The following is a 25,253-nucleotide window of genomic DNA, read 5'->3' as shown; positions in this document are numbered from 1 at the left end:
ACTGGAACTGACCTGATGCGCACCGCCTCTGCCGGACCTGAAATCGAACGCCTGATGGCGTTGCTCGCAAAATTGCCGGGCCTGGGCCCGCGCTCGGCAAGGCGTGCGGCCCTGCATCTGCTCGGCAAGCGCGACAGCCTGATGCGCCCGCTTGCCGAAGCGCTGGGTGATGCCGCGGACAAGATCGGTGCCTGCAGCGAATGCGGTAATCTCGACGTCACCAATCCCTGCGCGGTCTGCGCCTCGCCGGGCCGTCAACCGGCGGCGCTCTGCGTGGTCGAGACGGTGGGCGATCTGTGGGCGCTCGAACGTGCCGGCGCTTTCAAGGGGCGCTATCACGTGCTCGGCGGCGTGTTGTCGGCCCTCGATGGCGTGCGCCCCGACGATCTCAACATCGCCAAACTGATCGAACGCGCCGCGCGCGATGAGATTGTCGAAATCGTACTGGCCCTCAATGCCACGGTCGATGGCCAGACGACGGCGCACTATCTCGCCGACAAGCTGGCCCCGACCGGAGTCTCGGTCACTTCGCTCGCGCGCGGCGTTCCGGTGGGCGGTGAGCTCGACTATCTCGATGACGGCACGCTGGCGGCGGCGTTCCGCAGCCGGGCGGCGGTCTAGCGAGCCCTGTTCAGCCGGGCAAATCGCTCTATTGTCGGCTCACCAACCAAGGAGGGGGCGACCGGCAATGGACGATCAATCAGAGCAAAGCCTGCACCTGGACGTTCGGCTGACGCGCAAGACGATGACGCTGTTCTTCTGCATCGGCCTTTTCATGGTCTCCCTGGTCATCGCAGCACTGACCTCGGTCAAGCTTGAACAATTCCATATTGGTGGTCTGACGGTTCTGGTTCCGGCGGGGACGATAGCCTTCGGTCTCACCTATCTGGCGACCGACGCGATCAGCGAAATCTGGGGCCGCAACTATGCGCTGTGCGTCGTGCTGGTCGGCATGGTGATGCGACTGCTGATGATGGTTTTGATCCTGTATGCGCTCTACGCCGAGCAGGTCTTCCCGTTCATCTCCCCCACCGAAGGCTGGACCGAGGAACGCCAGGCGGCCTTCGTTTCAGTGTTTCAGGCTGGCAACCGGCTCAATATCGCGGGCATGCTCGCCTTTGGCATCAGTGCGAGCGTCGATGTTCTGATCTTCCACTATTTCCAGAAGCGTGACGCCGGCAAGAACCGGCTCTGGTTCCGCAATAATATCTCGACCATCGCCTCGCAGATACTCAACAGTATCATCTTCATCAGCGCTGGATTCCTGGGCACCGTCCCGCTGGCCGCGATCGGCAGCCTGATCCTGGGTCAGGTCATTATCAAGATCCTGGTGGCCGCTTTCGATACGCCCGCCATCTATCTGATCCGCAATTTCGCGGAAGGCCGGCGCTTGCTCGACTTGCGTGGCTAGAGCGTCAGGGCGCGGGCCATGCTGGCCAGGCGCGGCGGCAAGCCGGACTCGAAGGCCGAGGCCTGGGCCCAGCGGCGGCGCAGGCGGGCCGGGATTTCACCCAGCTTGCCCGGCATGATACGCGCTGCCAATTCCGTCATTTCCCAGCTGCGGATACCCAGCGCCGCGAGCCCGCGACCGAGCACCCGTCCCTGCCCGAGCGGGACGTCATAGCTGCGGTAATACGTCTTGTAGTGGGCGCTGCCCGCGCCCAGGTCGACGCGTTCAATGCCGCGTTCGCCGGCCTGTCTGAAAATACCCTGCATCAGCAGCAAGCCGGGTGAATACTTCGCCAGTTCCGGGTCATAGGCGGGGAACCAGGAGTGGTAGACTTCGCCCGCAACCAGTCCGAATTCGACTGCGGCCAGCCGGTCGCCGAACCAGAGCGCCGCAGTCATGCCGCCAAATTCCGAGCCTTCGCCCTGCCGCAGATCGCTCAGCGCGGCCTGCACCCAGTCAATCGCGAACACGTCGAGCTTGCCGGTCGCGCGGTACTGGGTCTGTTTCCAGGTGCACAGCGCGTCGAACAGGCGGCCGTCGGGATCACCCAATTGCACCCGCACTGGTCCGTGATCCCGTTCGGCATTGCGTTGCAGGCGTGCCGTTTTGCGGAAGTGTGATGGAAATTCCGTCTTACGCGCCGCGAAATAGGCGTCGGCACCACCAGCGAGATCGACAATGGTCGAGCCGTCGATGTCGCGCATTTGCGATGCCTGATCCGCGAGCGGGCCATACCAGTTGTCGAAAACAAGCGCCGAACCGCGGGCAGTCCCGAGTACGGCCCTGAGATCAAACCTCCGGCCCGGGGCAGCGATAACGCCCTGATAATCACTCATTGGCGCGCCGATCGGCCGGACGACGCCCTCGCGGGCCGCATGATGCGGGAAGAAGCCGATAATTTCGCCGGCATCCTCGAAGATGGCAATCCGGACATCATCGCGCACGCTCGCGATGCAGCGGGTGAATTCAAATCTCAGATAAGGGCTGACAAGCCGGCCGCCGGGAGAAACCCAAGCGTTCCAGCGCGAGACCATCGCTTCGTCAATGTCCCCGATTGAAACGATTCTCACGTGCATTCAGCTTCCCCGGTTTCGCTTGTGAGGGGAGAAGCAAGTTGCGGGCCGGATTGATCCCGCCTAATGGCAGGCGACAGCTTTTGTCCTGCCCATTGTGCTAGGCTTCAGCTCATCAATCAGATTCGGATCGACGTCATGGATATCGCCTCTCTTCTTTTGCTCGCCGGGCTGGGCATCGTGCTCGTGCTTCTGGTTGTCATTCTGGTGCGCAAGCCGGCCGAGAGCGGCGCTGTAGCGGCGGCGCAGGTCGAGGAGCTGAAGCTCGAACGCGACGAGTTGCGCAGCGAGGCGGATCGCCAGTCCGCGGCGCTGTCAGAAGCCCGCCAGGCACTTGCGCGCATCGAGACCGCAGTCGAGGAGCGTGACCGTTTGCGCGAAAAGCTCGAGGCAGTCGAGACCGAGAAGGGGAAGCTGGACACCCAGTTCGCCAGCCTGCGCGCTGAACACGACGCCGCCATCCGCCATCATGACGAAAAACTCGCCGAGCTCGAAAAAGCCCGCGAGAAATTGACCGAGACCTTCAAGTCGACCGCAGCCGAAATTCTCAAGACCAGCGGCGCGGAGATGAACAAGCAGGGCGCCGAAGGCCTGCAGGTCTTGCTCAAGCCCTTGCGGGAACAGCTCGACGGCTTCCAGAAACGGGTGATTGATGATGCTGAAAAGCGCATGGGTCAGACTACCGAAATCAAGACCCTGATCCAGACCCTCCACTCGGATGCGCGCCAGATGTCCGACGACGCCAAGGGGCTGGTCAATGCGCTGCGTTCCTCGGGCAAGGTGCAGGGCGATTGGGGCGAGATGGTGCTGGCGACGATCCTGGAGCGCGCCGGCTTGCGCGAGGGTCAGGAATTCTTCACCCAGCAGAGCGAGACCACCGATGACGGTGCCCGCCGCCGGCCCGATGTCGTGGTCGAAATGCCGGGCAAGCAACGCCTGGTGATCGATTCAAAGGTCAGCCTGACCGCCTTCGAGCGTTGCGTGAATGCGGAGGACGAGGACGCGCGCGGCGTGGCGCTGAAACAACATATCAATTCAGTGCGCACGCACATCAAGGCGCTGGGCGACAAGGACTATGCCCAATTCTACGAAGGCGTCGATTTCACGCTGATGTTCATCCCGCTCGAAGGTGCCGCCTCGCTGGCGTTGCAGAATGATCCGGAAATCTCGATCTTCGCGGGCGAGCGCAATGTCATGATCGCGACGCCGACGACGCTGATGATGGCGATGCGCACCGTGCACAATCTGTGGACCATCGACCGGCAGAACCAGAATGCCCGCGAAATCGCCAGCCGCGCCGGCTCGCTCTACGACAAGTTCGAGGGCTTTATCGGCGATCTGGAAAAGGTCGGTCAGCGCATCGATGCGGCCAAGACGGCCTGGCACGATGCCAAGGGCAAGCTGTCCGAGGGGCGCGGCAATCTCGTTCGCCAGACCGAAATGCTCAAACAGCTCGGCGCCGGCACCAAGAAATCCCTGCCCGATGATTATCTCGAAGCGGCGGGCCTCGACACCGAGGAGGAAAGTGCGGCACGTCCTGCGCTCACCGGCCCGGACGCGGCTGACTGAAGTGTCCAATTCTTGATTCGCTAACCGGCACGTCCTATCTAGAGCGCATGGCTGTCAGAGAAATCATCACCGTTCCCGATCCGCGCCTGAAACTGGTGTCCAAACCCGTCGAGCGGGTGGATGACGACTTGCGCGAATTGATGGATGACATGCTGCAGAGCATGTATGCCGCCGATGGTATCGGTCTGGCCGCAATCCAGGTCGGTGAGCCCAAACGCGTCATCGTGATGGATCTGGCCAAGGCCGACGAACCGCCGCAGCCGCGCTATTTCGTCAATCCGGTCCTGTCCGACCCGTCCGACACGCTACAGCCTTATGAAGAAGGCTGTCTGTCCGTTCCGACCGTGTTCGACGAGGTCGAGCGCCCGGACCGGATCAAGATCGAATATCTCGATTATGACGGTCAGCCCCGCGAAGAGATTGCCGAGGGCATGTTTGCGGTCTGTATCCAGCACGAGATGGATCATCTTGAGGGCATCCTCTTCATCGACTATCTCTCGCGCCTGAAGCGCCAGCGCGCCGTGGCCCGCGTCAAGAAGCTCGAAAAAGACAAGGCCCGCGAAGACGCGGCCTAAAACCGGCCACCCTGGAAATCCGCGACCGCCTGCTGCAGTTCCGCCTGGGTGTTCATCACGAAGGGGCCATAGCGCGCGACCGGCTCATTGAGCGGTTGGCCGGCAACCAGCAGGAAGCTTGCGCCCTTGGCGCCCGCTTTGAGTTCCACGCCATCACCATCGGTCAGGACGGCGAGGTCGGGATCCTTGACGATTTCCCGCCCGGCGGACACCTCGCCCCTATAGACGGAGATAAAGACCGTATGCCCGGCCGGCACGGCCTCTGTGAATGTGGCACCTGGCTCAAGCGTGACGTCGAGCAGGAGTGGCCTTGTGGCGATTTGTTCGACCGGGCCCGTCGTGCCACTGGCACTGCTGCCGGCGAGAACGCGCACCGCACCGCCCTCACGATCCTCGACCGGGATCTGCTCAGCGGAGATTTCCTGGTATCGCGGCGCCGTCATCTTCTGCCTGGCCGGAAGATTGACCCAGAGCTGGAAGCCCCACATGCGCCCCTCTTCCTGTTCGGGCATTTCGGAATGGACGATGCCGCGCCCGGCGGTCATCCACTGGATGCCGCCGGCACTGATGACACCCTTATGGCCCTTGTTGTCGCCATGGCGCATCCGGCCATCGAGCATGATGGTGACGGTCTCGAATCCGCGATGGGGATGGCTGGGGAAGCCGGCGATATAGTCATCGCGGTTATCGGAGCGGAACTGGTCGAGCATCAGAAAGGGGTCGAGATAATTCAGCCCCTGATGGCCGAGCATGCGCGTGAGTTTGACGCCGGCCCCGTCGGAGGTTGGCAGACCGCGAGAGACCTGGCTGATGCGGCGGGTTTTGGTCTGGGTGGTCGTATTCATGAAGCGCTCCTGCGGGCTTTCCTGCCCCTAAAATAGGTCCTTGCCGGGGAGAGACCAGCCGCGGGCGCGAAAAGCATTCTTTCCTCTGTGGACAGGGTCGCTTGTTGCTTGACCCCGTCGGACAGGTGCGGGATCGTCGCCGATTGATTTCAAGGGGATTGCCATCATGAAACTGATCCATGCCAGTGCCGCGCTCGGCCTGATAAGCCTCGCAGCCTGTTCCGCACCGCAATCAGCGCCAGCGAGCGACGATATGCTGGCCGCGCTGTCGCAATACTGCGGCCAGGCCTTCGAGGGCGCCGTCACGAGCGACGACCCGCGCGATGCGGACTGGGCGTCGGAAGTGCTGACTATCCATTTCCGCCAGTGCAGCGATGACGAAGTCCGCATCCCGCTCCATGTTGGCGAGAACCGGTCGCGCACCTGGATCATCAGCCGCCAGGGCGATGGTCTGCGCCTGCAGCATGACCACCGTCATGAAGACGGCAGCGATGATGCCGTGACCATGTATGGCGGCTCGACCGTGACGCCGCCGGCCAATGGGCGAGCCCAATTCCCCGCCGATCAGTTTTCGAAAGACCTGTTCGAGCGCGAGGGGCTTGCCGTCTCCGTCACCAATGTCTGGACGATTGCGCTGACCGATACAGCATTGACCTATGCCCTCGACCGCCCGGAGCGCCATTTCGAAGTTAGCTTCGACATGACCCGTCCGGTTGATGTTCCGCCGGCCCCCTGGGGTTTCGAGTAAGCGTTCAGGGACATGTGCCTTCGGCGCATGTCCCGCTGGCCCGATTATCAGTCATCCTCTGACGGCGCACATGCGCCATCCCGTATGACGCTGACGCCGGCCGCAGCCGCGGTGCAGGCATTGCCATAGGTCTGGCCGTCGCAACCACAAACCGGCCGATACTCGCGCGTGCAGGCTTGTGGCCGCGGCGTGCAAATGCCGCTCTGATCGGCCGCACCGCACTGGGCGGCCGGTTCATAGCGGCAATAGGCGCCGCTATCGGTGCAGCCAATACCCATCATTCCCCCGCACATGCCGCCAATCCCGGCGGATTGCCGAGGATCTTCCGGCGAGCCGGTCGGCGCTGATGTCGCGCAGGCGCTCAGCGCGAAGAGTCCGGAAACGAGGGTGATGAGCATGCCGGATAGTTTTGTCATGGTGTCGCTCCTGCTTGGCGGTCAACCTATAACAAAGTTAAGACAGCTGGAAGAATGCAATTGATTTTGACGGGACCCGTTCGCGCATGACCCTCCGCCTCGCCTTCATGGGAACGCCCGACTTCGCCGTTCGCTCACTCGCCGAGATCGCCGCAGCAGGGCACGAAATCGTGCGGGTCTACACCCAGCCGCCGCGCAAGCGCGGGCGTGGCCAGTCGGAACAGAAAACCCCGGTCCATCAATTGGCTGAACTCCTGGGAATTCCGGTATCCACCCCTGTCAGCTTTAAGGATGACGCGGTGCTTGAGGCGTTCGAGTCGCTCGACCTTGATGCCGCCATCGTTGTCGCCTTCGGACAAATCCTGCCACAGCGCGCGCTCGATGCGCCGCGTCTGGGCTGCCTCAACCTGCATGGCTCCCTGTTGCCACGTTGGCGCGGCGCGGCACCGGTCCAGCGCGCTGTGATGGCCGGAGACACGGTGACGGGCGTGCAGATCCAGCAGATGGAGGCCGGCCTCGATACCGGGCCGATCCTGCTCTCCGAGACCGTGGCGATCAGCGATACCGATACGGCTGCCAGCCTGCATGACAAGCTGATGGATACCGGCGCCCTGATGTGGTCGCGCGCCCTGGCTGCGCTTGAACGCGGTTCCTTGCAGGCAGTGCCGCAGTCGCAAGAGGGCGTCACCTACGCCAGCAAGATCACCCCGGAAGAAGCCCGCATCGACTGGACGCGCCCGGCGGCCGAGCTCTCGCCCCACATTCGCGGTCTCTCGCCTTTCCCTGGTGCCTGGTTCGAGTTGGCGACCGAAAAAGGCCCTGTCCGGGTCAAGGTCCTGATGGCGACCAGCGAAGCCGGCGAGGGTGCGCCCGGCACGGCGCTCGACGACAAGCTGTTGATCGCCTGCGGGGCCGGTGCCCTGCGCCTGGTGCGGCTGCAGCGCGAGGGTAAGGGGGCAATGAAGGCGGAGGACTTCCTGCGCGGCACTGCGGTGCCGGCCGGAACGGTGCTGGGCTGATGCCGCGCTACAAGCTCACCCTGGAATATGACGGCACCCCGTTTTACGGCTGGCAATGGCAGGACCACGGGCCCTCCGTGCAGGGCTCGCTGCAACGCGCCGTCGAGGCGCTGAATGGCGCGCCGGTCATTGTTCAGGGCGCCGGGCGTACCGATAGCGGTGTCCATGCGCTGGGGCAGGTAGCGCATGTCGATCTCGACAAGGATCTGCGTTGCGACCGCGTGCGTGATGCCCTCAATCATCATCTCCGCCCTGACCCGATTGCCGTGCTGGAGGCGGAAAAGGTAACGGAGGAATTTCATGCCCGCTTCTCGGCCACCAAGCGGCATTATCTCTACCGTCTGATCGATCGCCGCGCGCCGCTGACCCTCGACAAGGGCCAGATCTGGCGCGTACCGCAACAACTCGACAGCGATGCCATGCATGCCGCGGCGCAGATGCTGGTCGGCAGCCATGATTTTTCCACCTTCCGTGATGCGCAATGCCAGGCGGAAAGCCCGGTCAAGACGCTCGACGAGATCCGCGTTTCGCGTATTGGCGAGGAAGTGCAGGTCACCTGTAGCGCCCGCTCATTCCTGCACCGCCAGGTGCGCTCCTTCGTCGGATCCCTGGTCGAGGTCGGTGTCGGCAAATGGTCGGTGCGCGATTTCAAGGCGGCGCTTGATGCGGCGGATCGCAAGCGCTGCGGACCGGTGGCACCGTCGGACGGGCTCTATCTGGTGGCGGTGGACTATCCGGACTGAAGCCGGCACCTAACCCGCCGGGATTGCGGGTGTCATGGCGAGGCTGATCAGGACCACCATGATCTTCGCGGCCAGAATCGGAACCGCGCAGGCCGCGGCCGATGTGATCGTCGGCGTGCCCAGTGCGATATAGGCGATGCGCCAGTGCACCAGGATCCGCAGATAGCCATAGAGGCCGGACAGGAGACCCAGGACCTGTAGATTGATCAGCCCGGCCAGAAAAAGCGTCCAGAAGCTCGCCTGCACCGCAAAGAGCAGGATTGAGCTCCAATTGTGCAGCACTACCCAGGCGGCCCATCGCCCGCGGGCGCCGACGATGTGAGCTGCGATCGAGGCGGCCAGCGGAAACACGACCCAGGACAGGGAATAGACGAGGAAGTCCTCGAGCCCGTAGCTGCGTTCGCCCGCCGAGCCATGCCAGGCGCTGAGCAGGATCAGAGCGACGAGAGGCAGGGCAAAGATTGCCGCCGCGAAGGAGTGCCAAAGCCCGCCCATAGAGGTGTCGAAATTGGCCTCCCAGCCTTCCTTGAAGGTGAGAATGCGCCAGCTGCCCTGCAGCGCCAGCCAGGCCTCGGCGACCAGCCGCATCATGCCGGCGTGTCCGCGAAATAGGCGGCCAGGATGCGGGTATAGATCCGCGTCAGCGTCTCGATATCGGCGACGGGCACGCATTCATCGATCTGGTGCATGCTGGCGCCGACCAGGCCGAATTCTGCGACCGGTCCGTATTTGTGGATGAAGCGGGCATCGCTGGTGCCGCCGCCTGTGGTCAGCGCGGCGCGCCGCCCGGTTTCCGCCTCGATGGCGTCCTGCAAGAGTGTGGTGAATTCACCGGCCGGGGTCAGGAAAGCTTCTCCGGTGACATGGATATCGCAGGCGACCTCACCATCGAAGGTCAGCGCGACAAGCGCGGCCTCGGCCTCGATCCAGCGCCGCAGCTCATCACCGGTATGGGCGATGTTGAAACGGATATTGAAACGCGCCCCGGCATGACCCGGAATCACATTCGTGGTCGGATTACCGACATCAATACTGGTCACTTCCAGATTCGAGCGCTGGAAATTCTCCGCACCATCATCGAGCACACGCGCGGTGAGGCGGCCAAGCAGGGTCAACAGGGGCGGAATGGGATTTTCGGCCCGTTCCGGATAGGCGACATGGCCCTGGCGACCCGTGATGGATATCTGGCAATTGAGGCTGCCGCGGCGACCTGATTTGATTGTTTCGCCCATGATGGTCGGATTGCTGGGTTCGCCGACCAGGCAGTGATTGAAGGTCTCGCCCTCGGCAGCGAGCTGTTCCAGCGCCGCCTTGGTGCCATTGATCGCCATGCCCTCTTCATCGCCGGTGATCAGGAAGGCGATCGATCCGGCCGGTTCGCCCTGCTCGGTGAGCAGGCGCTGCACGGAAGCGACCATGGCCGCGATGGCACCCTTCATGTCAGCGGCGCCGCGGCCCCACAACACCCCGTCAATCGCCTCGGCGGCGAAGGGTGGATGGGTCCATTTGGCGTCATTGCCCGAGGGCACGACATCGGTATGGCCGGCAAACATGAAACAGGGCGAGGCGGTGCCGCGGCGGGCATAGAGATTGTCGATCTCGCCGAAGGGCAGACGGCGGCAAGTAAAGCCAAGGCTCTCCAGCGCCTGCTGCACCACATCCAGCGCCCCGGCATCGGCCGGGGTCACCGAGGGGCATCGGATCAGGCGCTGGGCCAGCGTCAGCGGATTGGAAAGATCGGGTTCAGTGTTCATAATCGAAACATAGCCGGTTCGCCCGGCCGCGCCAGAACAAGGATGCAGCGATGAGCACGTTCGCCGTCAACGATGTCGAGGAAAGTTCGAAATGCAGCTATCCCGCACCCATCAACGAGCCCTGCAAGGGCCGCCATGTCCGGCGTCTCGGTGAGGTGGCGGGCCTGTCCCAGTTCGGCGTCAACCAGGTGCGGCTCGAGCCCGGTGCCTGGTCATCCCAGCGCCACTGGCACACGCATGAAGATGAATTCGTCCAGATCCTCTCCGGCGAGGCGGTGCTGGTGATGGATGGCGGCGAGACGGTGATGCGTCCCGGCGATTGCGCGGGCTTCCGCGCCGGCGTCGAGGACGGTCATCACCTGGTCAATCGGTCGGACAGTGATTGCGTCTTCCTCGCCATCGGCACCCGCATCGACGCCGACGGCTGTGACTATCCCGATATCGACATGAAGGCGCTGCCGGAACGCTATGACCGTCCCGGCAGCGGCATATTCGTCCACAAGGATGGCACGCCTTATTGAGCCCTAGTGCGAACGCCCATGCGTTTCGCGATAGCGTTCCATCGAGATCGAGATCTTGAAGGTCTCGCGATATTTCGGTGAACCCACAGGGCGCGGCGGGTGCTGGGCTGTGAGGGCCAGAATTCGCTCCAGCGTGTCGTGGGCGGCACCGCTCTGGCCGGCACCGATATAGGCGTGCAGCTCGACCAGCGCGTCCGACAGGGGATCGCCGCCGCGGATGATGAAATAGGGCTCATTGGCGTCGAGCCGCTTGAGGACATCGAATTCCGACGGGTTATTGGCGGAGCCGTAGGGCGCGGTTGGATCGGCAGCATCCGGATTGGTCTTGGCTTTCACATCGCTCACGGCAATTTCCTTCATGGTTCTTCTCTGACGGCCATTGCATCAGATTCGAGGCCCGCGTGACAGGGCTGCATCAGCGCACTGGGCGGGTTTCTGGCTGTTGTCCCGGGAAAAGACTAGAAGACGGCCATGACCGAACACTCTCCAAAACAAATCGCCATTATCGGTGGCGGCCCCGCCGGCCTGATCGCCGCCGAACGCCTCAGCGCGCGCGGCCATTCTGTGACCGTTTATGAGCGCATGCCGACCCTGGGGCGCAAATTCCTGATGGCCGGACGCGGCGGGCTCAACCTGACCCATAGCGATGATCGCGAAGCCTTTGTCGCACGCTATCGCGAGGCGTCGGGCTGGATGTCGTCCTGGCTGGAGGTTTTCACGCCGGCCGATCTGTGCGCCTGGGCCGAAAGCCTCGGGCAGGAAACCTTTGTCGGCTCGAGCGGGCGTGTCTTCCCAAAGGCGATGAAGGCCTCGCCTTTGCTGCGCGCCTGGATTGCCCGGCTTGAAGCCCAGGGTGTTGAGTTTCACCTGCGCCATCAATGGACGGGCTGGGGTGAGAACGGCGAATTGCTGTTCCACACGCCAGATGGTGACCGGGTTGTCGACAAGCCTGACGCGGTGCTGCTGGCGCTGGGCGGTGCGAGCTGGCCGAAACTGGGTTCGGATGCGGGCTGGGTTGAGGCGCTGCGGACGCGCGATGTCGAGATCCAGGATTTCGCCGCCGCCAATTGCGGTGTCGAGATCGCCTGGAGCGAGGTCATGAAATCGCGCTTCGCCGGCAAGCCGCTGAAAACAATTTCGATCAGCCTCAATGGCGAGACCGTGCGCGGCGAGGCGATGATCTCGAATTACGGTCTGGAAGGCGGCGCGGTCTATGCGCTTTCCACCCCGATCCGCAAGGCGCTGGCGACCGGCTATCCGGTCACGGTGACGCTGGATCTGCGCCCCAATCACAAGATTGCCGAAGTGACGGCGCGCCTCAGCGAGGCGAAGAAGGGCCAGTCGCTGGCCAATACGCTGCGCAAGGCCGGCCTGTCGCCCGAAGCGATCAGCGTGTTGCGCGAAGGCGGTGATTTGCCAACAGCGCCTGCCGATCTGGCGCGGCGTATCAAGGCGGCGCCGCTTACCATCACCGGCCAGACCGGTCTGGAACGGGCGATTTCCTCATCCGGCGGCATTGCCCGCGACGGGCTTGATATCGGTCTGATGCTGAAAGCCCTGCCGGGCGTTTTCGTCGCCGGCGAGATGATCGACTGGGAAGCGCCGACCGGTGGCTATCTCCTGCAGGGTTGTTTCTCGACCGGCATCGCTGCGGCACGCGGGATCGAGGTCTGGATGGGGCTGCAGACACAGCCGGACGACGTGGCGGAAGAAACAGCTTCAGACGAGCCGCTCGCCGATGAAGATCCGCCGGCGGATGAGCCTAGTGCCGTTTAGCCGGCTCTAGTTTTTTGGTTTTCCGCCTTTTCGGACCGTAGAACCGGTTCCCACTTTTGCTGAAAATGCGTCAGCGAAGTAACTCATTAATCGAGGTTTTTGAGCGCGTCTGGGCATCGACGCGTTTGACGATCACGGCGCAGGCCAGTGACGGTCCGCCCTTGGGATCGGGCAATGTGCCGGGCACGACGACCGAATAGGCCGGGATTTCGCCGCGGGTGATCTCGCCGGTGGCGCGGTCGACGATCTTGGTCGACTGGCCGAGGAAAACGCCCATCGAGATCACCGCGCCGGTGCGCACGATGACGCCTTCGGCGACTTCCGAACGGGCGCCGATGAAGACGTCGTCCTCGATGATGACAGGTCCGGCCTGCAAGGGTTCCAGCACACCGCCAATGCCAACCCCGCCTGAGATATGGACCCGTTTGCCGATCTGGGCGCAGGAGCCGACCGTCGACCAGGTATCGACCATTGTGCCTTCATCGACATAAGCGCCGAGATTGACATAGGAGGGCATCAGCACGACGCCCGGCGCGATATAGGCCCCGCGGCGCACGGCGCAGGGCGGTACGGCGCGAAACCCTGCGGCCTTGAACTCTGCTTCGCCCCAGCCTTCAAATTTCGACGGCACCTTGTCCCACCAGCCGGCACCGGCAATGCCGCCATCGATCAAACCCATGGGATTGAGACGGAAGCCCAGCAACACGGCTTTCTTCAGCCATTGATTGACCGTCCAGTCGCCATTGCCCACCTGCTGGGCTACCCTGGCCTTGCCGCTATCCAGCAGCTGGATGGCCGCTTCTACGGCCTCGCGGACTTCGCCGGTGGTGTCGGTCGACACCGCGTCGCGATTTTCCCAGGCAGATTCGATCAGGGTCTGGAGGGTGTCAGTCATCGGAGGTCTCCGCTGTCGTCGATGTCCGCATCTCGCCCAGAAATGTCGTCAGGCAGTCGGCGGCGAAATGGACATGGTCGGGGTGTTCGCCTGGCGCGCTGTGGTCTTCGGTGCGCAGGCCTTCCTTCGCGCGGATGAGGACGGTTGTGAAGCCCATTTCATGCGCGGTTTTCAGATTTCGGACCGAATCCTCGAACAGGACGGACCGGGGCACGGGCAGGTCGAAACGGCTGGCGAAACGGTCGAAACCCTCGCGGTGCGGTTTCGGTGTGAAGCCCGCCGCCTCGACGTCGAAGATGTCGTCGAACAAATGATCAATGCCGAGATGGACCAACACGTTCTCGGCATGTTTGAGCGAGCCATTGGTGTAGACGAGGCGTTTGCCGGGCAGGGCTTCGAGCTTGCGGATCAGCAAGGGATTGGCCGGTATGACGCTGTGGTCGATATCGTGGACGTAATCGAGATACTCGCGGATATCGAGCGGATGATTGGCCATCAGACCGTGCAATGTGGTGCCGTAGTCGCGCCAGTAGGACTTCTGCAGCAGGCGCGCCTCGTCTTGCGGCAGGTCGAGCAGGCGGGCGACATATTCGGTCATGCGGGCGCTGACCTGGGCCATCACCGGGGCATCGGAAGGATAGAGCGTATCGTCGAGATCAAAGACCCAGTGATCGATATGGGTCAGGTCGGGGCGGTTACCGGTCACGCCGCGGGCCTTCGAAATCGGATTCCTCGATCGTCACGCGGACACCGCCATCGACCGGTTCGGGGATGCGGCGGAAATTCGCCGTCGCATAGCCGCGCTCGGTGCAACCGGTGCGCTCTTCGGCGAGGAAGCGGGCCGGGGCGATGCAGAAGGCGTCCTGGCCGCCATTGATCGGGCGCCGTGCGGTTGGCGTCAGGCGCTCGGCATAGAAAAAACTGTTCACCGTCTCCAGCCGCGCGGCCAGCAGACGCGCGCATTCGCCGGCATGCAGGCGCCACCAGCCGCGTGACTGCCAGATTTCGCCGGCGCGATAGCCGATCGCGGTGGCGATATCACCGTCCGACTGATTGCAGACCGTCAGCCCGCTCTGGGCATTGCGGGTCATGGCGCGCGATTCGAGGGCGTCGATCAGGGCCGAATTGGCAGGCCGGGACGAGAGTTCGGCATCGCCCAGGAAGCGTGTGATGGCGCGGTCGGTCCCGCGCCCGTCATAGCCATCGACGGCCGTGATTGGATAGCCGGCCGATTGCAGCAGGCGCTGGATCCCGGCGACTTCGGCATGGCTGCCAAAATTATCCGGTCCGACCAGCACCGTCCGGTCGCGGGCGGACCCTTCGCGGACAATGAAGTCACGCGTGGCCAGGCCGAGCGAGGCACAGCGCGTATTGGCGACGACCTCGAAATCGGCTTCATCGACGCACAGGGCGGAATTGCCGCGCCATTCGCGCACCCCGCCCAGATAGGCGTCGCTCGTCTTGGCGTAGAAATAGAGCGGTTGATCATCGGCGAGTTCGACCTCGGCGGCGACTTCCTCGCAGGCGCCCGGCCGCAGCCGCATCCAGCCCTGGATGGCGACACCGCCGGTGACCGGCCAGCCGGTCGCGACATGCACGATATAGCTGGTCTCATTGCAGATATCATAGGCGCGGGCCGGAGCGGTGACGCAAAAAGACAGGCCGAGGAGGATCAGTAATCGCATCAGCATGGCAGTCAGCTTCCTATCCTGCGGCATCCGGCAGCAGCGCGGCGATCTCGGCCCGCAAATCATCCAGCCCCTGGTGCTTGCTGCTGGAGGTCGCGACGGCGCGCGGGAAGGCGGCCGGGCGCTTGCGGATCGCCGCCAGTGTCTCCTCGATCGTGCGCGCCACTTGCGGCGGTTTGATCTTGTCGCACTTGGTCAACACGATCTGATAGCTGACCGCGGCCTCGTCAAACACGTCCATGATCGCATTATCGACCGGCTTGAGGCCATGACGGCTGTCGATCAGCAGATAGACGCGCTTGAGATTGACGCGGCCACGCAGGAAGGCGCGCGTCAGCCGGGTCCATTTCTCGACCACATCCTTGGGGGCCTTGGCAAAGCCATAGCCGGGCAGGTCGACGAGGCGCAGATTGCTGCCCTCGAGATTGAAGAAATTGAGCTCGCGCGTGCGCCCGGGCTCGCCGGAGGCACGGGCCAGACCGGTCTGGTTGGTCAGCCCGTTGATCAGCGAGGACTTGCCGACATTGGAGCGTCCGGCAAACGCGACCTCGGTCCGGTCCGGCGGTGGCAAATGATCGAGATCAACCGCACCCATGAGGAATTTACAGGGGCGCGCAAACAGGCGGCGGCCTGTTGTCAGATCAAGATCATCGTCGGTGGCGGTCAGCTCCGGTCTCCCTTCATGCGGTCGCGGATATGGGCGATCAGCTTGTCGAGCTGGGTCTCATTGCCGTGACGGCGCATGATGACATATTGCTGGGCTACCGACAGCGCATTGTTCCAGGCCCAATAGATCACCAGGCCGGAGGCGAAGCCCGCCAGCATGATGGTGAAGACGAAGGGCAGGAAGGCGAAGATTTTCGCCTGCATCGGATCGGGCGGCGGCGGGTTGAGCGCCTGCTGCGCGGCCATCGTCAGACCCATCAGGATCGGCCAGATGCCAATCGCCAGCACGCCGCCGAGGATCGGCCAGCTGGACGGATCGAAGGGCAGGAGGCCGAACAGATTCCACATATTGGTCGGATCTGGCGCCGCCAGATCGCGGATCCAGCCGAAGAAGGGCGCGTGACGCATTTCGATGGCATTGAAGAGGGTCTGGTAGAGCGCGAAGAAAATCGGAATCTGGGGCAGAATCGGCAGACAACCGGCGAGCGGATTGATCTTCTCTTTCTTGTAGAGCTCCATCATCGCCTGTTGCTGTTTTTGCTGGTCGGCGGCGTAGCGCTCCTTGATCTCGGCGACCTTCGGCTGCACCGTTTTCATCTTCGCCATCGAGGCAAAGGCACGGTTGGCGAGCGGGAACATCACGATCTTGACCATCAGCGTCAGGGCGAGAATCGCCAGGCCGACATTGCCGGTCAGGTTTTCCAGATGGTGCAGCAGCCAGACGAAAGGCCGTGCCAGGAACCAGAGCCAGCCCCAATTGATGGCCATGTCGAGCTTCTGGATGCCCTGATCATTCTGTGCTGCCTGCAGCACGTCGAGTTCCTTGGCACCGGCAAAGATATGGGTGACCGAGTTCAGCGAAGCGCCGGCCGGCAGGATTTGCGCGGTTTCGACATAGCTGGACTCAAAGGCGGTGATGCCGGCGCGCTCGATCGTGCGGAAACGGGCGGTGAAGCTGCGGTCCTGGGCGGGAATGGCGGCAGCCATCCAATAGCGCATGGTGATGCCGGACCAGCCGCCAACGCCGCTGGCTTCGTCTTCTTCGCCATCTTCAAGCTTGGAGAATTTGCGCTGGATCAGGCGGCCATCGACCACGGCGAGGGCGCCTTCGAACACGGCCATATTATTGGTCAGGTCGGTGGGCATGCCTTCATCACGGACCAGGCCGTAACGCTGCAGCTCGACATCGCTGCCCGTCGTGTTGGTGACGCTGTCGGAGACGGTGAAGAGGTAGTTTTCGTCAATGCTGATCGTACGTTCGAAATGCAGGCCTGACGGGCTGTCATAGCCGATCACGACGGGGGTCTCGGTGGTCAGGACATCGCCGGAAATCAGCGACCAGACCGTGGTGCCGCCCGGCAGGTCGGTAAAGCCCGGGGTCGGCGATTGCCAACCGTCACGGACGTAGAATACATCCTCGCTGCCAATCGGGTTGAGCAGGGAGATCAGCTCGTCGCCGCCAACCTCGACCGTATGACGGCGCAGGCGCAAATCATCAAAACGCGCACCGGTCAGCGAGAAGGAGCCTTCAACGCTCGGCGCATTGATCTCGACCCGCTGGGCTGTGGCCAGGGCTTCGGGGCGGTCGAGGGCAGAGACCGTCGGCTGCGCGGTCAGCGCGGCGGGCAGGTTGGGGTCGGCTTCCTGATCGATCAGGCTGGCCTGTTCCGCTTCCAGCGCAGCGCGCTGGCGCTCCTGCGCCGGCCCGGTGACCAGGAATTGATAGCCGAGCATGATGGCCAGCATCAGCCCCAGCGCGATAAAGAGATTGCGTTGTTCTCCGCCCATGACAGTCAGGCCTCTCAGGCTCGTTGTTTCGCGTTGCCCGGGGCCTCGTCAGACGCGAGGCTCACCAATGCACTTTCAACATCTTGCAGCAAATGCGGCCAGGCCCGATCGGCGGTGGTCGCGCGTGCAATGAATACATAGTCAAAGCCGGGCCGTCCGTGGAGGGGCAGTAGCAGCCGCGCCGCTTCGCGCAGGCGTCGCTTCACCCGGCTGCGTACAACCGAATTGCCGACTTTCTTCGTGGCTGTGAAGCCTGCGCCCAAACGCAAGGCGCCGTCCCGCTGGCGTGCCTGAACGACAACACCAGAGCGGACGGCTTTTTTGCCTTGCGCGCAATACAGGAATTCACGCCGCTTTTTCAGCCGGTCGATGGCTGGCGGCGTGGTGTCCATGATCGTTAAGCGGAGAGCCGCTTGCGACCTTTGGCCCGGCGGCGAGCCAGGATAATACGACCAGATTTAGTGGCCATGCGGGCCCGGAAGCCGTGCCGGCGTGCGCGGACGAGCTTGGACGGTTGAAAAGTGCGTTTCACGGTCGCGCTCCATCGGCGATCAATTCAAGAGCGGCGCTAATACGCATATGTGAAGCAGGCGTCAAGCGCGCGGGCAGTTATTCGCATCAGCGCAGGGTGTCGAAATTGCAGTGACGGTGTAGGAATAGCCAATGCATGAACCGGTATCAATCGATCCTGCGGCCGTGAAGACACCGATCCGCCTGCGGCTTGTGGCCGGAGCTTTATTGCTGGGCGTCATGCTGACGGCGCTTTTTCTCGGCGCCTCGCCCCAGACCCTGCTCGGTGCGATGGGCGCGGATGGCTGGGAGGGCTGGACGAATGATCATCTCCTGCTCGCCAGTCTCGTCTATGCGATTTTCTACATGCTCGCCGTCACGGTCTCGCTGCCGGGTGCGCTCTGGTTCACCATTGGCGCCGGTTTTCTGCTGGGCAGTGCAGCGGCGATTCCCGCCTCGGCCTTCGGGATAGTGTTCGGCGCGGCCAATGCCTGGCTGATCATGCGCTATCTGGCCGGGCCGGGATTGCGGCAACGCTTCAGCGCCCGCATTGCCCGGTTCGCGGCCGGATTTCAGCGCAATGAATTCGCCTATGTCGTCCTGCTGCGCGTGCTGCCCTTGCCCTTCTTCCTGGTCAATCTCGCCGCGGCCCTGCTCGGCCACCGCTTCCTTCCCTACTTCGCCGGCACATTTCTGGGCTCGCTGCCCTCCATTATTCTCTACGCCAATCTGGGGGCGGGACTGGGTGAACTGGTCGAGGCCGGCGTGCGCCCGGGCCTGTCAGACCTGACGCGCCCTTCCTTCCTGGTGGCGGTGGCGATGGTGGTGTTGATGGCGGGTGTCGCGATTGGACACCGGATCTGGGTCCGGCGCCGGAGTGGCGAAGCCTTGCCGCAATCCCGGCCCTCCGATATGCGGCACGCTACCGATGAATGATCCGACGCCCCCAAACCCGGACGCCCCGCGCGAGCCCCTGAACCGGTTGGGCGGCGCTGTTGCTGCGCTTTGCCGCGGGCTTATCGAGAGCCTGCCGGGGCAATTGCTGATGCTGACCGTCGGCCTGATCGCGATTGGCGTCGTGCTGGTCTATTTCCCTGCTTCGGCGGGTTACCGCCTGCAATGGATGATGGGCCGGGCCGAGGCGGCACACCTGGCCGCGCTCGCGGCCGATGTCGCGCCGGGCGGTGCCCTGGGCGAGGATGAGGTCTGGGCGCTGCTGGCGGGCGCTGACGCGGTCGCCGTGTCGCGTGTGCGCAATGGCATGAATGAGCTCGTCCTCTATGCCGGCCCGATCGACGGCCCCCTGGTGGAGAGCGATGTGCGTACCACCGGCTGGGTCGGCCATGTGCGCGACACGGTCGGGACGCTGACCGCCGGGCCGGGCCGTTTCGTGCGGATTCGTGCCACGCCGATGGGGCGCCCCGATGAATTGATCGATGTCATTGTCCCGGAAGCGCCGCTGAAGGCCGAGCTGGCTGATTTCTCGCGCCGCTATCTGGCCTATTCGGTCCTGATCGCGCTGGGCGTGGGCGTGATTATCTATCTGTCGCTCTTCTACCTCTTCGTGCGACCGATGCGGCGGCTGGCGACGGCGATGATTCGCTTCCGCGATGCGCCCCATGATCCGGCCCGCACCATTCGACCCGGCGGTGCGCGCAATGAGATTGGCCAGGCCGAGACCGAACTGGCGCGGATGCAGACGGAAATCCGTCAGGCGCTGCACCAGCGCGAGCGGCTCGCGGCGCTGGGCGAAGCGGTCGCCACCATCAATCATGATCTGCGCAATGTGCTCGCCAGCGCCCAGCTCGTCTCCGACCGGCTGGCCACCGACAGCGATGAACGCGTGCGCGGCATGGGCCAGCGTCTGGTGCGCGCCGTCGATCGCGGTGTGCGCCTGTGTGAGGCGACGCTGGAATTTGGCCGCGCCGAGGAAAGCCCGCCCGTGCGCCAGAGCGTGATCCTCGCCGATCTGCTCGAAGAGGCCGCCGACGATGCGCTTCTGGTCGAGGGTGGGGCCGGGATCGACTGGCGCAATCATGCCGGGCCTGACCAGGTCATCCAGGCCGATCCCGATCATGGGCACCGCATCTTTCTCAACCTGTTCCGCAATGCGATCCAGGCGATGGCCGGCAGTGATGCACCGGCTGTGCTCGAAGTGAGCGCCAGCGGCGAGACCGGTTTCTTCCGTATTGAAGTGCGCGATACCGGGCCGGGCCTGCCGCTGCGGGCGCAGGACAAGCTGTTTCGCCCCTTCGCCGGCTCGACCAAGCGCGGCGGGACCGGGCTCGGCCTGTCGATTGCGCGCGAGCTGGCGCGGGCGCATGGCGGGGATATCGAACTGGTCTCAACCGGGCCTGAGGGCACCGTGTTTGCGGTGCGCCTGCCGGTCTAGACTTTTTCGCTGACCTTGATCGCCAGCCGGCAACCGGCCTGGATCAGTCCGGACAGGAGCGGATAGCCCGCGGCCTCCCTGGCCCCTTCCTCGACGGCAAGGTCCCGATGGGCCAGCTCTTCCAGGCGGAACTGGTCGAACCGGTCGGCGAGTGTGTCCTCGCCCATGGCGCGCAGCTCGGTGATCTGGCCGGCATAATGCTGTTCGATCACGGTCTCGACCGCCTCGGTGCAGGCATGCGCCGCCTTGTCGCCCATCAGGGCCGTCACCGCGCCCAGCGCGTGACCGGCCATGTTCCAGACCGGACCCAGGGCGGTCGGGCGGGCCCGGTGTTCGACCAGCAGGGCATCGAAAGCGTCGAGATGAGCCTGTTCGTCGGCTTCCATCTCCTCAAGCTGGCGGGCGATGCGGGCCTTGTGCGGGAGTTTGCCGTAGATTGCGCGCTGGCCGCCATAAATCGCCACCGCCCCGTATTCGCCGGCATGGTCGACGCGCAGCATTTGCTCGATCCGGTTCGGATCGCGGCGCTTGCCGGGCAGGGGGATGCCGGGTTGGGGGATGATCTCGCCGGGCGTGCCGGCGTTGTTGGCGGCGCGCTTGGTCATGATGCTTTCAGCCCCCGATAGCCGACCCAGGCCGCGACGGCGGCCATCGCCGCGGAGATCAGCGCATTATAGCCGGCCATGGAGATGCCCAGCATGCGCCAGGCGGCCTCGTCGCACAGCACGACCGGGCGCTCGCCATTGAGGGCGGCCATGATGTCGTCGGCGCTGATACTGCCGCCGCCCGATGCCGTGCAGCTGGCCGGGCCGTCCCACCAGCCATTCTCGATCCCGGCATGCCAGCCGGCGAAACCGGCCGAATACAGCAGCAGGGCCGCCATCGCGAACAACGCCCAGGGCGCGAAGCGGGCGAGTTCCGGTCTGATCATCAGCGCGAAGCCGACGGCAAAGCCAAACGCGATCACGGCCATGTGGATATGGCGCTGGTCATAGCAAAGCGCGCAGGGGTCGTAATGGCCGATATATTGAAATCCCCAGGCGCCGAACATCATCAGCAGCGAGCCGCCCGCGAGCAGGAGCGGCCACCGGGTCAGCGGAAAACGGGACAGGACAGGGTTCATCTCGGGCATGATTACCGACCTTGATTGGGCTCGCACCGTGACGAATGCGCACACAGGAATAAGGAAACTAGAAGACAGATTGCAGGTAAGTCTTGATGACATCAATCACCGCATGGCCGAAAACCAGCAGCAGCGCGATCCACACCATGCCGAGCACCAGGCCGGCGATCACCAGCAGGCCATCGCGCGTCAGCAGGCCAAGCGCCGCAATTGCCAGCGCAATCCCCGGCGTCGTATTGGTGGCCGGCAGCGGGATCAGGATACTGGTGCAGAAAATCACGAAAATGCCGCCAACAACGCGTTCCGCCGTCGGGCCTGACAATGCGGTCAGCCGCGGCCGCGCCAGGGCTTCCAGCCAGCCAAACCATTTGCGTCCGCCCGTCGCCATCCGCGTCAGGCCGCGTTTTTCCAGCCGGCCGGCCTTGAAGCGCGCTGGCAGCCAGGGCTCGCCGCGGCCCAGCAGCATCTGCACCGACAGCGCCATCATCGGCAGCGCCATCACTTGCGGCACGCCATAGAGGAATGGAATTGAGACCGGCAGCGCCATCGCGAACAGGATGATGCCGAAGGCGCGTTCGCCCAGCGCATCAACGAATTCGCCAAGGCTCATCCCGTCCTCGCCAGCGCCATCGGCAATCTGTTCGAGGGCGCCAATCAGCCCGCGCGGGGCAGTCGTTTCGGTCATCGGACATCCTGGATCGAAAATCGCGGGCAAGCCTAGCTGTACGAGGGCTGCCGGTCGAGCGCATTGGGCCGTTGACAGCGGGCGCGCGGATCGTCAGCTTGCGCCTCCTGCATTTCCCACGGTTAGCCCCTGTGGCGGAACTGGTAGACGCGACGGATTCAAAATCCGTTTCCTCACGGAGTGCCAGTTCGAGTCTGGCCAGGGGCACCATTTTTCGACAGACCGGTTTCGTCTCGAATCTGCCGTCACCCTCGCCACCGGCGCGGACCGGTGCTAGCGTTTCCGGGCGCCATCAGGAGACCGGTTCGTGCCATCCACAACCAATGCCTTGCTGTTCGCCCGCGCGAGCCTGGCCGTCATCTTTTTCTGGTTCGGTGCGATGGGATTCACGCCGGTTGGCGAGGCCATTGCCGGGTCTTGGATCAGCGGTCATGCCTTCCTCTCCGGACTCGAGGACCAGGCCGCCTCCGCGGCGCGGGCGCTGGGGATCTATCAGATCGTGATGGCGGTACTGATCGGCGCGCCGCTGCCGCTGGGCAGTTTCCGCCGTATCGGTTTCGTCCTGCTGGGGATATTCGCTGGCCTGGCGCTGACGGCATTGCTGACCAATCCGGTCTGGCTCGAGGCCGAGGGCGGTTTCCCGGCGATCGGGTCGGGGCAGGGCATTCTCAAATATATCGCCATTCTCGGTCTGGCCCTGTGGGCCGGCAGTTTCGACAATTCGCGCATCTTCTCCAACCGGACCAGCAAGACCCGGGCGATCAGCCTGCCGGTGATGTGGTGCGGTCTGGTTGTCGTGCTGGTCTGGATCGGCCTGATGAAATTCACCGCCGCCGAAGCGGCCGGTATCGCGCCGCTGATTGCCAGCAGCCCGCTGTTTTCCTGGATGCAGGCCTTCATGCCGGAACAGGCAATCTCGGCCTTGATCGGGGTGATTGAAATCCTGACCGCGCTGGCTTTGCTGGGCTATTGGTTCAATCCGCGTCTGTTCCGCATCGGCCTGGTGATGTCGATCATCACCTTCCTGATGACATTGTCATTCCTGTTCACCTATCCCGGCGCCTGGGATGCAGATCTCGGTGGTTTCCCGGCCCTCTCGCGCAGCGGGCATTTCCTGCTCAAGGACCTGGCCCTGCTGGCGGTCTGCTTCGCCTTCATCAACGAGACCCGGGTGCGGCGCTACCGCTAGGCCGCCGTCGAGGCGACTACCAAGTGTCCGCGAACACGCGCAGGAAGTTTTCGCCGAGCACCTTCTCAACCACGGTTTCGCTATAGCCATTGGCGAGGAGTTCCTCGGCGATCCGCCGCATGCGCTGCGGACCATTGAGGCCGACCACAAAAGGGGGCGGCCCTTCACCGGGTGCGGCAACGCCGGTCTCTCGGCGCTGAACGATGCTGGCATTCCAGCCTTCCATCGATGCGGGCGAGGTGTCGAATTCAAGCATAAGGGCGTCGCTGCCAATACCGACATGCTCGGTGCCGCAGAGATTGAGCGCATAAAGCAGGTGGCGCAGATAGTCAGACAGCGTCTGTTGCTCCAGGCCCGGCGTCAGATAGGCCAGCTCATACAGGCCAACGACCCCGCCCTGGTCGGCGATCGCCCGGAGGGCGGCGTCTGAACGATTTCGCGGATGGTTGTAGACGCCCTTGCAGCCGGCATGGGACAGCATCACCGGGCGGTTGGACTCGGCGATGATGTCCAGCGTCGAACGGTCATTGGAGTGGCTGGTATCAATCGTGACCCCGACGGCGTTCATCGTATTGACGGCTCGATGTCCCGATTCGCTCAGACCGGCCGTTTCATCCGCGACCATGACACCGGAGGCCCAGGGCGACGTTCCATTATAGGAGAGTTGCATCGCCCGTACGCCGAGCGCGTGAAAGAAGGGGATGCGTTCGATATCGTCGTCGAACATGGTGGCGTCTTCAAACGCATAGATAATGCCGATACGCCCGCTCGCCTTCGCCCGCGCAATATCCGACACCTGCAAGACCGGCAGGTAGTGCGCCTCGTGTCGGGCGATCTCATTGCTGATCCAGCCGATATGATCGACCGCATCGTCAAAACCGGCCCCGGCTCCGCCGAGACTGTATTTGACGGCGGTCAGGCCTGTGGCGCGCAATTGGCGGCCAAAGGCCTCGTCTTCCGGATTGCTTTCGAAAGCCGGCAGCATATTGCCATTGATCACCCTGGCGCGCGCCATCAGGGCGTCAAGCTGGGCCGCATCCGCCCGGCTCGCGACGGGGAAGGCCGGTGCGGCGAGGGCCGCGGTGCCAGCCATCAGGAAGTTCCGGCGGTGCAGCAGGATATTGGTCATTGCAGATCCTCAGCCAAACTGGCATTTACGTAGGTGCCTACATATATGCATTTCGCCCGAACCCCGTCATGTCCGAAACCCTAAGGATTTGTCATGTCCCAAACGGATTACATCCGGGATTGCGGCAGCCGCGCCCTCGGCGCGAGACTTCGTCGCATATCCGAAGCGATCGATCTGGACGCGACCCGTTGCTATGCGCTGACCGGATTGAAATTCGAGCAGCGCTGGTTCGGCACGCTCAACCAGCTCCGGCTTAACGGGCGGATGTCAGTCGGCGAGATTGCCGCCGCGCTCGGCGTCACTCATGTCTCGGTCAGCCAGGCGCGCAAATCGCTTGAATTGAAGGGGCTCATTGCCGCAGCTTCCGATCCGCGCGATGGCCGGCGGACACTGCTGGCGCTGACAGCGCGGGGCGAGGAACTTGTCGCTCGACTGCATCCGCTTTGGCAGAGTTTCGAGGCGGTGGCCGTTGAAATCGAGGCCGAAGCGGGCGGCGTGATTGCGGCGCTGGAGCGGCTTGAAAACAGCCTGAAGCGGCAGTCATTCGAGGACCGCGTGCGCAGTCGATTCGAAGAGGATCGGTAGAAATCCGCCGTTGCGGTGTCTCCCGACGCGCCGCTTGCCGCAGATTTCCTCCGTAACCTTGTGAAACTTCGTTCACAACACCTGCGCAATGACGCCCTTTGCTTGACGGTAACC

Annotated in this window: 30 protein-coding genes and 1 tRNA gene; 14 read left to right on the top strand and 17 right to left on the bottom strand. The window is 63.6% G+C overall.

Annotated elements, in window-relative coordinates; translation table 11 throughout:
- Positions 1-15 precede the first annotated feature (15 nt).
- Positions 16-621, top strand: a complete 606-nt coding sequence (gene recR / locus BLT42_RS03190; protein ID WP_091766660.1) for a recombination mediator RecR — start codon at positions 16-18, stop codon at positions 619-621.
- A 67-nt stretch (positions 622-688) separates the two neighbouring features.
- Complete coding sequence (locus BLT42_RS03185) at positions 689-1,411, top strand: queuosine precursor transporter (protein ID WP_176780228.1); 723 nt, start codon at positions 689-691, stop codon at positions 1,409-1,411.
- Here BLT42_RS03185 and BLT42_RS03180 read toward each other — a convergent pair.
- Complete coding sequence (locus BLT42_RS03180) at positions 1,408-2,526, bottom strand: GNAT family N-acetyltransferase (RefSeq protein WP_091766655.1); 1,119 nt, start codon at positions 2,524-2,526, stop codon at positions 1,408-1,410. The two genes, BLT42_RS03185 and BLT42_RS03180, sit on opposite strands and share 4 nt — an antisense overlap.
- A 135-nt stretch (positions 2,527-2,661) precedes the next feature.
- Between BLT42_RS03180 and rmuC the strand changes: the two genes are divergently transcribed.
- On the top strand, positions 2,662-4,092 hold the full coding sequence (gene rmuC / locus BLT42_RS03175; RefSeq protein WP_176780227.1) for a DNA recombination protein RmuC: 1,431 nt from the start codon (positions 2,662-2,664) through the stop codon (positions 4,090-4,092).
- A gap of 47 nt (positions 4,093-4,139) precedes the next feature.
- On the top strand, positions 4,140-4,667 hold the full coding sequence (gene def, locus BLT42_RS03170; protein ID WP_091766648.1) for a peptide deformylase: 528 nt from the start codon (positions 4,140-4,142) through the stop codon (positions 4,665-4,667).
- Here def and BLT42_RS03165 read toward each other — a convergent pair.
- Complete coding sequence (locus BLT42_RS03165; RefSeq protein ID WP_091766645.1) at positions 4,664-5,512, bottom strand: pirin family protein; 849 nt, start codon at positions 5,510-5,512, stop codon at positions 4,664-4,666. The genes def and BLT42_RS03165 overlap by 4 nt on opposite strands.
- Positions 5,513-5,678: 166 nt before the next feature.
- On the opposite strand from BLT42_RS03165, the gene BLT42_RS03160 reads away from it, so the two are divergent.
- A complete protein-coding gene (locus BLT42_RS03160; RefSeq protein ID WP_091766642.1) occupies positions 5,679-6,260 on the top strand; it encodes a hypothetical protein in 582 nt (193 codons plus the stop codon).
- Between the two features lie 47 nt (positions 6,261-6,307).
- On the opposite strand, the gene BLT42_RS03155 is transcribed toward BLT42_RS03160, so the two are convergent.
- Positions 6,308-6,676: a Kazal-type serine protease inhibitor family protein gene (locus BLT42_RS03155; RefSeq protein WP_233342285.1), complete on the bottom strand. Its 369-nt coding sequence runs from the start codon at positions 6,674-6,676 to the stop codon at positions 6,308-6,310.
- Positions 6,677-6,762: 86 nt separating this feature from the next.
- On the opposite strand from BLT42_RS03155, the gene fmt reads away from it, so the two are divergent.
- Positions 6,763-7,695, top strand: a complete 933-nt coding sequence (fmt, locus tag BLT42_RS03150; RefSeq protein WP_091766637.1) for a methionyl-tRNA formyltransferase — start codon at positions 6,763-6,765, stop codon at positions 7,693-7,695.
- Entirely contained in the window at positions 7,695-8,438 is a 744-nt protein-coding gene (truA, locus tag BLT42_RS03145; RefSeq protein ID WP_091766634.1) for a tRNA pseudouridine(38-40) synthase TruA, read from the top strand. Before fmt ends, truA begins: the two co-directional genes overlap by 1 nt.
- 9 nt (positions 8,439-8,447) lie before the next feature.
- Here the strand turns inward: truA and BLT42_RS03140 are convergent, their stop codons facing one another.
- Positions 8,448-9,029 carry a hypothetical protein gene (locus BLT42_RS03140; protein ID WP_091766630.1) on the bottom strand — a complete coding sequence of 194 codons (582 nt, stop codon included), beginning with the start codon at positions 9,027-9,029 and terminating at the stop codon, positions 8,448-8,450.
- Entirely contained in the window at positions 9,026-10,192 is a 1,167-nt protein-coding gene (gene dapE / locus BLT42_RS03135) for a succinyl-diaminopimelate desuccinylase (RefSeq protein WP_091766627.1), read from the bottom strand. Before dapE ends, BLT42_RS03140 begins: the two co-directional genes overlap by 4 nt.
- A gap of 50 nt (positions 10,193-10,242) precedes the next feature.
- Here dapE and BLT42_RS03130 point away from each other — a divergent pair, with 50 nt between their 5' ends.
- Entirely contained in the window at positions 10,243-10,713 is a 471-nt protein-coding gene (locus BLT42_RS03130; protein WP_091766623.1) for a cupin domain-containing protein, read from the top strand.
- 3 nt (positions 10,714-10,716) lie between these two features.
- Here the strand turns inward: BLT42_RS03130 and BLT42_RS03125 are convergent, their stop codons facing one another.
- A complete protein-coding gene (locus BLT42_RS03125) occupies positions 10,717-11,058 on the bottom strand; it encodes an aspartate decarboxylase (protein ID WP_233342284.1) in 342 nt (113 codons plus the stop codon).
- Positions 11,059-11,184: 126 nt separating this feature from the next.
- On the opposite strand from BLT42_RS03125, the gene BLT42_RS03120 reads away from it, so the two are divergent.
- A complete protein-coding gene (locus tag BLT42_RS03120; protein WP_091766617.1) occupies positions 11,185-12,489 on the top strand; it encodes a BaiN/RdsA family NAD(P)/FAD-dependent oxidoreductase in 1,305 nt (434 codons plus the stop codon).
- 70 nt (positions 12,490-12,559) lie between these two features.
- Here the strand turns inward: BLT42_RS03120 and dapD are convergent, their stop codons facing one another.
- The 7 genes from dapD to rpmH form a co-directional block, all read right to left on the bottom strand.
- The gene (gene dapD, locus BLT42_RS03115) at positions 12,560-13,384 is read right to left on the bottom strand and encodes a 2,3,4,5-tetrahydropyridine-2,6-dicarboxylate N-succinyltransferase (protein WP_091766614.1); all 825 of its coding nucleotides are present in this window, start codon (positions 13,382-13,384) and stop codon (positions 12,560-12,562) included.
- A complete protein-coding gene (locus BLT42_RS03110) occupies positions 13,377-14,090 on the bottom strand; it encodes a pyrimidine 5'-nucleotidase (RefSeq protein WP_091766611.1) in 714 nt (237 codons plus the stop codon). Before BLT42_RS03110 ends, dapD begins: the two co-directional genes overlap by 8 nt.
- The gene (locus BLT42_RS03105) at positions 14,080-15,069 is read right to left on the bottom strand and encodes a DUF1036 domain-containing protein (RefSeq protein WP_233342283.1); all 990 of its coding nucleotides are present in this window, start codon (positions 15,067-15,069) and stop codon (positions 14,080-14,082) included. Before BLT42_RS03105 ends, BLT42_RS03110 begins: the two co-directional genes overlap by 11 nt.
- Positions 15,070-15,088: 19 nt before the next feature.
- On the bottom strand, positions 15,089-15,667 hold the full coding sequence (gene yihA, locus BLT42_RS03100) for a ribosome biogenesis GTP-binding protein YihA/YsxC (protein ID WP_233342282.1): 579 nt from the start codon (positions 15,665-15,667) through the stop codon (positions 15,089-15,091).
- Positions 15,668-15,735: 68 nt separating this feature from the next.
- Entirely contained in the window at positions 15,736-17,526 is a 1,791-nt protein-coding gene (gene yidC / locus BLT42_RS03095) for a membrane protein insertase YidC (protein ID WP_091766602.1), read from the bottom strand.
- A 14-nt stretch (positions 17,527-17,540) separates the two neighbouring features.
- Complete coding sequence (gene rnpA / locus BLT42_RS03090; RefSeq protein ID WP_091766599.1) at positions 17,541-17,918, bottom strand: ribonuclease P protein component; 378 nt, start codon at positions 17,916-17,918, stop codon at positions 17,541-17,543.
- Between the two features lie 5 nt (positions 17,919-17,923).
- Positions 17,924-18,058 carry a 50S ribosomal protein L34 gene (gene rpmH, locus BLT42_RS03085; RefSeq protein ID WP_091766596.1) on the bottom strand — a complete coding sequence of 45 codons (135 nt, stop codon included), beginning with the start codon at positions 18,056-18,058 and terminating at the stop codon, positions 17,924-17,926.
- A 131-nt stretch (positions 18,059-18,189) separates the two neighbouring features.
- On the opposite strand from rpmH, the gene BLT42_RS03080 reads away from it, so the two are divergent.
- Together BLT42_RS03080 and BLT42_RS03075 are read left to right on the top strand one after the other, a co-directional pair.
- Positions 18,190-18,972, top strand: coding sequence for a TVP38/TMEM64 family protein (locus tag BLT42_RS03080; RefSeq protein WP_091766593.1), 783 nt, complete (start codon positions 18,190-18,192; stop codon positions 18,970-18,972).
- A complete protein-coding gene (locus BLT42_RS03075; RefSeq protein WP_091766590.1) occupies positions 18,965-20,428 on the top strand; it encodes a sensor histidine kinase in 1,464 nt (487 codons plus the stop codon). The genes BLT42_RS03080 and BLT42_RS03075 overlap by 8 nt, the downstream gene beginning before the upstream one ends.
- On the opposite strand, the gene BLT42_RS03070 is transcribed toward BLT42_RS03075, so the two are convergent.
- From BLT42_RS03070 to BLT42_RS03060, 3 genes are read right to left on the bottom strand one after another with little or no spacing between them, the layout of a single operon-like run.
- A complete protein-coding gene (locus BLT42_RS03070; RefSeq protein ID WP_091766587.1) occupies positions 20,425-21,033 on the bottom strand; it encodes a demethoxyubiquinone hydroxylase family protein in 609 nt (202 codons plus the stop codon). The two genes, BLT42_RS03075 and BLT42_RS03070, sit on opposite strands and share 4 nt — an antisense overlap.
- Positions 21,030-21,560 (bottom strand): disulfide bond formation protein B, encoded by a 531-nt coding sequence (locus BLT42_RS03065; RefSeq protein ID WP_233342281.1) that lies wholly within the window; start codon positions 21,558-21,560, stop codon positions 21,030-21,032. Before BLT42_RS03065 ends, BLT42_RS03070 begins: the two co-directional genes overlap by 4 nt.
- A 58-nt stretch (positions 21,561-21,618) precedes the next feature.
- Entirely contained in the window at positions 21,619-22,236 is a 618-nt protein-coding gene (locus BLT42_RS03060) for an exopolysaccharide biosynthesis protein (RefSeq protein ID WP_091766585.1), read from the bottom strand.
- Positions 22,237-22,361: 125 nt separating this feature from the next.
- Between BLT42_RS03060 and BLT42_RS03055 the strand changes: the two genes are divergently transcribed.
- Positions 22,362-22,446: transfer RNA gene (locus BLT42_RS03055), tRNA-Leu, on the top strand.
- A gap of 97 nt (positions 22,447-22,543) precedes the next feature.
- Positions 22,544-23,425: a DUF417 family protein gene (locus tag BLT42_RS03050; RefSeq protein WP_143024026.1), complete on the top strand. Its 882-nt coding sequence runs from the start codon at positions 22,544-22,546 to the stop codon at positions 23,423-23,425.
- A gap of 16 nt (positions 23,426-23,441) precedes the next feature.
- Here the strand turns inward: BLT42_RS03050 and BLT42_RS03045 are convergent, their stop codons facing one another.
- Positions 23,442-24,554, bottom strand: a complete 1,113-nt coding sequence (locus BLT42_RS03045; protein WP_091766579.1) for a dipeptidase — start codon at positions 24,552-24,554, stop codon at positions 23,442-23,444.
- 93 nt (positions 24,555-24,647) lie between these two features.
- Between BLT42_RS03045 and BLT42_RS03040 the strand changes: the two genes are divergently transcribed.
- On the top strand, positions 24,648-25,139 hold the full coding sequence (locus tag BLT42_RS03040) for a MarR family winged helix-turn-helix transcriptional regulator (protein WP_091766576.1): 492 nt from the start codon (positions 24,648-24,650) through the stop codon (positions 25,137-25,139).
- Positions 25,140-25,253: the final 114 nt, after the last annotated feature.

The sequence above is a fragment of the Maricaulis salignorans genome (assembly GCF_900103475.1).
GTDB lineage: Bacteria > Pseudomonadota > Alphaproteobacteria > Caulobacterales > Maricaulaceae > Maricaulis > Maricaulis salignorans.
Note: the sequence above shows the minus strand (reverse complement) of the source record. Positions and strands in the feature narration are given on the sequence as shown.